General features: G+C 33.6%; 9 protein-coding genes. 4 read left to right on the forward strand and 5 right to left on the reverse strand.

Features of this window, described 5'->3' with window-relative positions; translation table 11 throughout:
- The first annotated feature begins 210 nt into the window (after positions 1–210).
- On the forward strand, positions 211–1,416 hold the full coding sequence (gene coaBC / locus HHU12_RS27025; RefSeq protein ID WP_169659856.1) for a bifunctional phosphopantothenoylcysteine decarboxylase/phosphopantothenate--cysteine ligase CoaBC: 1,206 nt from the start codon (positions 211–213) through the stop codon (positions 1,414–1,416).
- 48 nt (positions 1,417–1,464) lie between these two features.
- On the opposite strand, the gene HHU12_RS27030 is transcribed toward coaBC, so the two are convergent.
- From HHU12_RS27030 to HHU12_RS27040, 3 genes are all read right to left on the reverse strand, one after another.
- Positions 1,465–1,719 carry a hypothetical protein gene (locus HHU12_RS27030; RefSeq protein ID WP_169659857.1) on the reverse strand — a complete coding sequence of 85 codons (255 nt, stop codon included), beginning with the start codon at positions 1,717–1,719 and terminating at the stop codon, positions 1,465–1,467.
- A gap of 12 nt (positions 1,720–1,731) precedes the next feature.
- Entirely contained in the window at positions 1,732–2,604 is an 873-nt protein-coding gene (locus HHU12_RS27035; RefSeq protein ID WP_169659858.1) for a pyridoxamine 5'-phosphate oxidase family protein, read from the reverse strand.
- 73 nt (positions 2,605–2,677) lie between these two features.
- The gene (locus tag HHU12_RS27040; protein WP_169659859.1) at positions 2,678–3,235 is read right to left on the reverse strand and encodes a TetR/AcrR family transcriptional regulator; all 558 of its coding nucleotides are present in this window, start codon (positions 3,233–3,235) and stop codon (positions 2,678–2,680) included.
- A 211-nt stretch (positions 3,236–3,446) separates the two neighbouring features.
- Between HHU12_RS27040 and porD the strand changes: the two genes are divergently transcribed.
- The 3 genes from porD to HHU12_RS27055 are packed head-to-tail and all read left to right on the forward strand — an operon-like array spanning position 3,447 to position 5,830.
- A complete protein-coding gene (porD, locus tag HHU12_RS27045) occupies positions 3,447–4,349 on the forward strand; it encodes a type IX secretion system protein PorD (RefSeq protein ID WP_169659860.1) in 903 nt (300 codons plus the stop codon).
- A 15-nt stretch (positions 4,350–4,364) separates the two neighbouring features.
- On the forward strand, positions 4,365–5,189 hold the full coding sequence (locus tag HHU12_RS27050) for a UbiA prenyltransferase family protein (protein WP_169659861.1): 825 nt from the start codon (positions 4,365–4,367) through the stop codon (positions 5,187–5,189).
- Entirely contained in the window at positions 5,189–5,830 is a 642-nt protein-coding gene (locus tag HHU12_RS27055; RefSeq protein WP_169659862.1) for a class I SAM-dependent methyltransferase, read from the forward strand. The genes HHU12_RS27050 and HHU12_RS27055 overlap by 1 nt, the downstream gene beginning before the upstream one ends.
- 47 nt (positions 5,831–5,877) lie before the next feature.
- On the opposite strand, the gene HHU12_RS27060 is transcribed toward HHU12_RS27055, so the two are convergent.
- Both HHU12_RS27060 and HHU12_RS27065 read right to left on the reverse strand, forming a co-directional pair.
- Positions 5,878–6,417: a hypothetical protein gene (locus HHU12_RS27060; protein WP_169659863.1), complete on the reverse strand. Its 540-nt coding sequence runs from the start codon at positions 6,415–6,417 to the stop codon at positions 5,878–5,880.
- Between the two features lie 254 nt (positions 6,418–6,671).
- Positions 6,672–7,091, reverse strand: coding sequence for a DUF4345 domain-containing protein (locus tag HHU12_RS27065; protein WP_169659864.1), 420 nt, complete (start codon positions 7,089–7,091; stop codon positions 6,672–6,674).
- Between the last annotated feature and the right edge of the window lie 222 nt (positions 7,092–7,313).

The following is a 7,313-nucleotide window of genomic DNA, read 5'->3' on the forward strand; positions in this document are numbered from 1 at the left end:
AGGAAAATAAGTACTAAGTCAAAAATAAATCATAGTTAATTCTAATTTATTTTTTGTGAGTACAACGCTAAAAAACGCATTAATAGTGGTTCTATTAGAAGTTTTTTGAAGGCAGTAATCGCAAAACTATACATAGTATTAGTATTAAATAATTTTGAATTTGTACTTACCATTAAATCGCTCAAAAAAATAACTGAATCAACATAACAAATGGATAGCATTCTTAAAGGAAAAAAAATATTAATCGGTGTTACAGGAGGAATTGCAGCTTATAAAATTGCATTATTAACACGTTTGCTGAAAAAACAAAAAGCAGAAGTACAAATCATAATGACGGAAGCCGCTAAGCAATTCATCACTCCTGTTACATTATCTACACTATCAGAAAACCCTGTATTAACTCATTATGCAAATGAAGAAACTGGAGAGTGGAATAGTCATGTAAAACTCGGTCTTTGGGCTGATTTGATGATTATCGCTCCCGCCACCGCCAATACAATGGCGAAAATGGCCAACGGCATGTGCGACAACCTATTAATGGCCACTTACCTTTCTGCACGTTGCCCGGTGATGATCGCTCCTGCTATGGATCTGGATATGTTCATACATCCCTCGACAACAAGAAACATTAATACACTGACTTCTTATGGTCATGTAATTGTTGACGCAGAAGAGGGCGAATTGGCCAGCGGTTTAGTTGGAAAAGGACGAATGGCTGAACCTGAACATATTGTTGAAGCTGTAGAAAACTTCTTTAAACCTAAATCTGATCTTCCGCTTTATGGCAAAAAAGCAGTGGTGACTGCAGGACCTACTAGAGAAAGAATTGACCCGGTTAGATATATTACGAATGGTTCTACTGGCAAAATGGGTTATGCTATTGCAGAGGAATTGAGAGATCAGGGGGCAGAAGTAACCATTGTTTCTGGACCAGTGTTATTGTCACCACCGACTTCAGTTGAAGTGGATAACGTTCTTTCTGCACAGCAGATGTATGAAGCTGTAGATAAACGCTTTGAAGAGACAGACATTTGTATTTTCACTGCTGCTGTAGCTGATTATACTCCTTCTACAGTTGCAACTTCTAAGATCAAGAAAGAAGAAGGGAATCTTCAGATTGACATGAAGCGCACTTTTGACATTGCGAAAACAATGGGAGAAAAGAAAAAAGAAGGACAAGTAACAGTCGGTTTTGCACTGGAAACAGATAATGAATTAGAAAATGCGAAAGCGAAATTGGTCCGAAAAAATGTTGATTTTGTCGTATTGAATAGTCTTAATGATAAAGGTGCAGGCTTTGGACATGACACCAATAAGGTATCAATTGTAGCTAAAGATACCGTTACAGAGCTTCCACTTATGACTAAAAAAGAAGTTGCTACTACGGTCGTTCAGAATATTATTGAAAGAATTTAGAGCTATAAAAAATGTAGGGTAGAAAATATAATCTACCCTACATTTATTTTAAAACTTAGGAGTTCCATCCACATTCTCATATTTATCACAACGGTCTTCATACCAGCCGTCATATAACACTGTCAGTTCTTTAAAAAACTGTCCTATCCTCTCATTACCCTTATACTCTTCTTTACCTTGTATAATAATGGGCATTTCTAAAGATTCCTCTGTTTCCACCTTCTTGGCTAAAAACATTTCATCTAATTTTTGTTTGATCAATAGATCCTCTTTTCGAGTGGGGTTAATTTTTAATAGTAGCATAATGATTTATTTTTAATAGTTATAAACTGATGAATCAAAAAAGAGGGATTGCATCTCCAGCATTTCATAATAATGAACCCAATCCTCCACTGACAATTCCCAATGCGTAACCTTACTTTTATCTTCATTGAAAATTAGAGTTGCTTTCCCTTTTACCTGAAGCATTTCGGCATTTTCAAAATCAAAAAACAACAAACCTACTTTAGAGTAATCCAGTATATTACCTAAGGAATTATACAAACCATTCCCTTTATAATCAGGCACAAGCAACACATTGTTATCTACCTTGACAAAACCCTTATTTCCTCCTCTGTGAGAAGCATCCATATCTCCATTAGCGTTACTTGTTCCTAGGAAAAAAGTATCTGCATTTTCAATTAGTGTTGTTTGATCAGCTGTTAAAGCATCTCCCCTAAGTATCTTTTTAGAATTGGTAAAATGAAACTCAAGCGTTCTTGATTGGATATATTTAGGACAATTGACATAGGCTTGTTCTACCTCCATCTCAAGCACTGCATTATGTTGTTTGACTATTCCATTAACTCTCAACCTTCTTCGAGACAATAAATCAATAAATAGCAGACCTACTTTATGAATAGCTTTGATATCAACATCAAAGTTCTCGATCATTTGAGACTGAGGTTCTAGATTAATCAAAATTATAGATGGAGAAGGGACCCGAATCATATCATCACCACTCAATGGCAGTACCTGAGGAAAACCATTTTTATCTCTATAACTCATAAAAGCATAATTCAAACTTTGAATAAAGCGAGAAGCACGTTCATCTATTTGATTTGTAATAATTTTTTCCGCTACCTTATGATTAATATTTGAACCTAGTATTTCCTGTAAATAGCGTTCTTTTTCATGAAATAATTCCATAGTATGATAAGTTTTGGAAGTGTAAAATTCAAGTAGATTAGTATCTAAGTAGCAAGGCAATAAGAAAATTTCCTTACTGATAAAGTTGGGCTATATCCTTTAGAGTTTGAGCGAAGACTTCATTGTTTTTCATCACTTTTGATACCGTCAATGAGCCCTGAAGTTGAATCATTACTTTCACTGCATTATCCTTTGCAAGAACAGGATCAAGGCCTTTGTCAATTCCATATTGCTCCCAAGCTCCTATCCAATTGGACATTCCTTTTTCTAATTCCTTATCAAAAATGGAATAGCTGTTCTCCAATGAAAGTGCTTTAAATAGGCAGGTATATTCTCCTTTATTATAAAAAACACTTATGCTCTCCAGCGCCTTATTTAATCTCACCTCTGTATCTAAGCTTTGATCTTTCAACAAGGATAAAATATTTTGACTGACCCATTCCCCAACAAAAGCCATCACTTTTTGGGTCATTTCAATTTTACCATTAGGAAAGCGATGATAAAGACTCGCTTTTTTCAAGCCAGAGCATTTTTCTAGGTCTCGAATACTCACTCCGTCAAATCCCTTGGAGCGTATACTCTGAAAAATACTTTCAATCAATTCTTCATCATTAATTTTTTGAGGTCTCATAATAAATAGTTTTTTTTACCGATCGTTCGGTAAATATAAACAATATAATTTATAAAACTAATTCTACTATATTTTAGTTCTTATGTTGATGAGAAAATTAAGAATTGTATATTCGTAAATAAGTACAAATTCAAAATTATCTATGATTTATTTTTGACTTTGTACTTAATATTTTTTTAATAAGCTATTGTTGCTTATAAAACAGTCCATTATGAAACAACTTCTAATATTCTTTTTAGGTTTACTTATCGTTTCGAAGAACTACGCACAGGAAATTAACGCTACTGTGACTGTAAATGGCGAACGTGTACAAACCGCTGAAAAACAAGTCATCACAGACCTGCAAAACAACATGCAGCAATTCATGAATGATCAAAAATGGACGAATGACAAATTTGATGATGTCGAAAAAATCAAAGTAAACATTTTAGTTACTCTTGGTTCTAATACAGATATAGCTGGTCAGAATTTCACTGCAGATGTACAAATCCAAAGTATCAGACCCGTTTACGGAGCTTCTTTTGAAACGCCTACACTCAATTTTCTAGACACAAAATGGCAGTTCAACTACAATAATTCTGACAGAATGGTGTACTCTCAAGGCATCTATAACTCTGAAATTGTGGCATTAATGAGTTACTATGCTTATATTGTTTTAGGTATTGACTATGATACATTTTCACCTAAGGGTGGTTCGCAATATTTTGAAAAAGCATTAGAGATTGCCAATTATTCTGAACAAAATGGAAGAGCTGGCTGGAGTGCATTTGGCGACAAAAGAGACCGTTATTATTTGGCTCGTGATTTTATGGACCCACAGTTCGAGAAATTCAGAGCCTTCTTATATACTTACCACCGCCAAGGTCTGGATATTTTTGAGGAGAATCCTGATGAGGCAAGAACCAATATACTACAAGGTTTGAATGACCTCAAAATAGTGAAAAAGAATATCCCAATTTCTGTTACTATGGATGTATTCTTTGCAGCTAAAGGCATAGAGATCGCCAATCTTTTTGCTAAAGCACCTCAGGAATTAGCTGATCAGGTGGGACGTATATTATTGGAATTAGACCCTACTCGTTCGAGTCAATACAAAAAATTATTAACCCCATAACTTAACCACTCTTCTTTGAAGCGACTTTATCACTATATACAAGCCTTGAGCATAGATGTGGCCCTTGGTGCTATAGTTTGCTCTATGTTTCTAGGCAAAATCAATAATACTGAGATTCCAATACCCATCTATTTTTCTTTAGGAATAGCCGTATGGGTAATTTACACACTAGATCACTTAATGGATGCTTTCTCCATTCAACACACTGCTCATACTTTCAGACATGCTTTTCATCAGAAATACAAGAAAGCACTTTCTACAGCCTGCTCAATTTTAGCTTTTGTAGGGTTTGTCATCACAGTGACTTACCTGCCACTTACGGTCTTCTATCATGGCATAGTCTTGATGATTATAGTAGGTGCTTACTTACTGATTATCAACTTAAAGTTCGTTCCCTTCTCCACTTTTAAAGAAACAACGGTAGCTCTTATTTACACCCTTGGCGTAGCCCTTCCGGTATATAGTTTAAGTGATAACTACCACCCTGCTCTTCATTTTTTTAGCGTAAGTATTTTTATTCTGGCCACCATCAATTTATTAGAGTTTTCATTATTTGATGTTGAATCAGACAAGAAAGACAAGATGATGTCAGGTGCCTTAAAATTGGGTTATGATGGCATCAATATAAGACTAAAAATACTCTTTGGATTGTTCCTTTTGCTCTTTATCATCAGCTTTTTCTGGCTCAAATTGAACTTTATCATTCCACAAATAATCTTCTTTTTTATGGGTTTATCCCTATTTATAATTTATATTAAGTCAGAGTTCTTTTCTAAAGATGATTATTTCAGGATTTTAGGAGATTTTATCTTCCTTTATCCAGTGTTATGGGTTTTATAATGAATAAAGATCAATTTGATTATATAGCAAAGTTTTATGATTTCATTGCCGCCATTGTTTTTGGTAAGGCAATACAGGAAATTCAACTAAAACACCTTGAAAGGATTAAGAGAAAAAGTAGAATATTAATTATCGGAGGAGGGTCAGGAAAAATATTAAGTGAAATTGATCAATTAGGCTTAGCTTCTGAAATAGTCTACATCGAAAAATCACCCAAGATGATTGCTTTAGCTAAGAAAAACAAAATCAATTCGCCTATAAAATTCATCAATGCGTCCTATGAAGATGCCAAAGAATATGGTCATTTTGATGTAATCATTACAAATTTTTTCGTGGATCTACTGAATGAAAAACAGTTTCAAGCCTTTATCCCTTTTATCTATTCATTACTTTCTGAAAATGGAAAATGGATTGTCACTGATTTTAGAATACACGAACGTTTTCCATTGCGATCACTGCATAAACTGATCCATTTGAGCATGATTTCTTTCTTCAGAATCACTGTCAATCTGCAAAATACCAAACTTTTCAATTATCATACTTTAATCCATGAAAGCCGTTTTTTTCAGGCAGAAAGTAAAAAGTATGCGTATATGCACATGATGTTCAGCAGTATTTTCAAGAAAAGAAAACTCAAATAGCGTGTTTGAAAATTATTAATCAAAACCCAAACACGCCATCTTCTATATTAGTTGCAGTCTCTCTGTATCACCCCAGCAGTTTGATACATCATCTGCGAAGGAAGAGTCACTTGAGGTAAAATATCGTTCAAGTCGTTCAAATCCATATAATATTGCTGATTATCATTATTCCACTTAAAAGCATTGATACCCTCTACAAATGACACTAATTCACCCACGGCAGAGTTAGGGTTATCCGCATCGCAGTTGACAAGTGTCTTGATTGGAGTAGATTCTTCAATGATAAATGAATATGAAAAATCAGGATTCAAAATTAGATTAGAAATCTGAACATTAATTTCTACTTTCAAGTTTTCTCTCACACCATCAATATCACCTTCACCTAATAGAACCAAAGTCAATCTTTCAGTATTAGGTCTTGCGTTTAAAAGCACCTGTACATCAATGTCTTCATTGGTCACATCAGGAAGGTCAATGTTTACATTCTGTTGTTCAAAAAATATCTCCTGAAAAGTACTTGGGTCCACATCAGGATTGTCACAAGCATTAAAAAGTAAAAAAGTAAAAAGATAGATGTACTTTTTCATAAATCGAGTAGGTTAGTTATTATTCAAATCTCTAGCTTCAAACTAAAATTTGCCTATTATTTTATTTTCGTAAATGCCATTATGTACTCTAAACTGAAGATTTTGAGAGACAGTAATCATAAAAAATAATTTAGAGGCAATAGTATAACGTAATTTTAATTTGGCAGTTAACTAAATTACAAAACAGCTGAAAAGGTTGAAAGAAAAATATTTCATTTCCATCAACCTTAACAAATAGTTTATATATAAGTCACTTATTGTACTTTTTGCATCACTAAAATACTTTCCTTCTCTATATTTGACTTTTTTAATAGTAAATAAGCAACAGGTAAAATCGCATACTCCATCAATACATATACTACTAAGATCGGTGAAGGCACACCGTCCAAAACAATACTAAATGTTCTTCCCAAAGCCAGACCTAAACAAAAGATAGCAGTAACTATTATTGCAGTATCGGTGTATTTTGAATTAAAAATTCCATATACAAAGAAGAGTATTAAAGAAAGGTATAAACCACTTACAGCACGCAGTACATGAGAAGCGTCTGTGGTAATACTAGAATTTTCTAAAAACATTGAAGCAAACCATTGAGGCTGTATTCCATACATTAATGCAATAATAGATAATGTTACAGAGAAAAAGGTCAGGTAAATTTTCTTTAGGTTCATCATAATTTTTGTTTGGTTATTAAATCTTAGGCAAAGGTAGTATTGCATTATGATGAAAAAATTGATGTATGATAATTTAGTTAGGCATTAAACTTATAGACATAAAAAAAGCCATACACTTATAAAATATGCACAGCTTTTAATATTATAATTCTGTGAAGTCCTGAAATAACGATACACTAAAACAATCGTTATTATGGAAAATAATAAAAGTCAATACGTTAA

Origin of the sequence: Flammeovirga aprica JL-4 (assembly GCF_012844305.1) — a bacterium.
GTDB lineage: Bacteria > Bacteroidota > Bacteroidia > Cytophagales > Flammeovirgaceae > Flammeovirga > Flammeovirga aprica.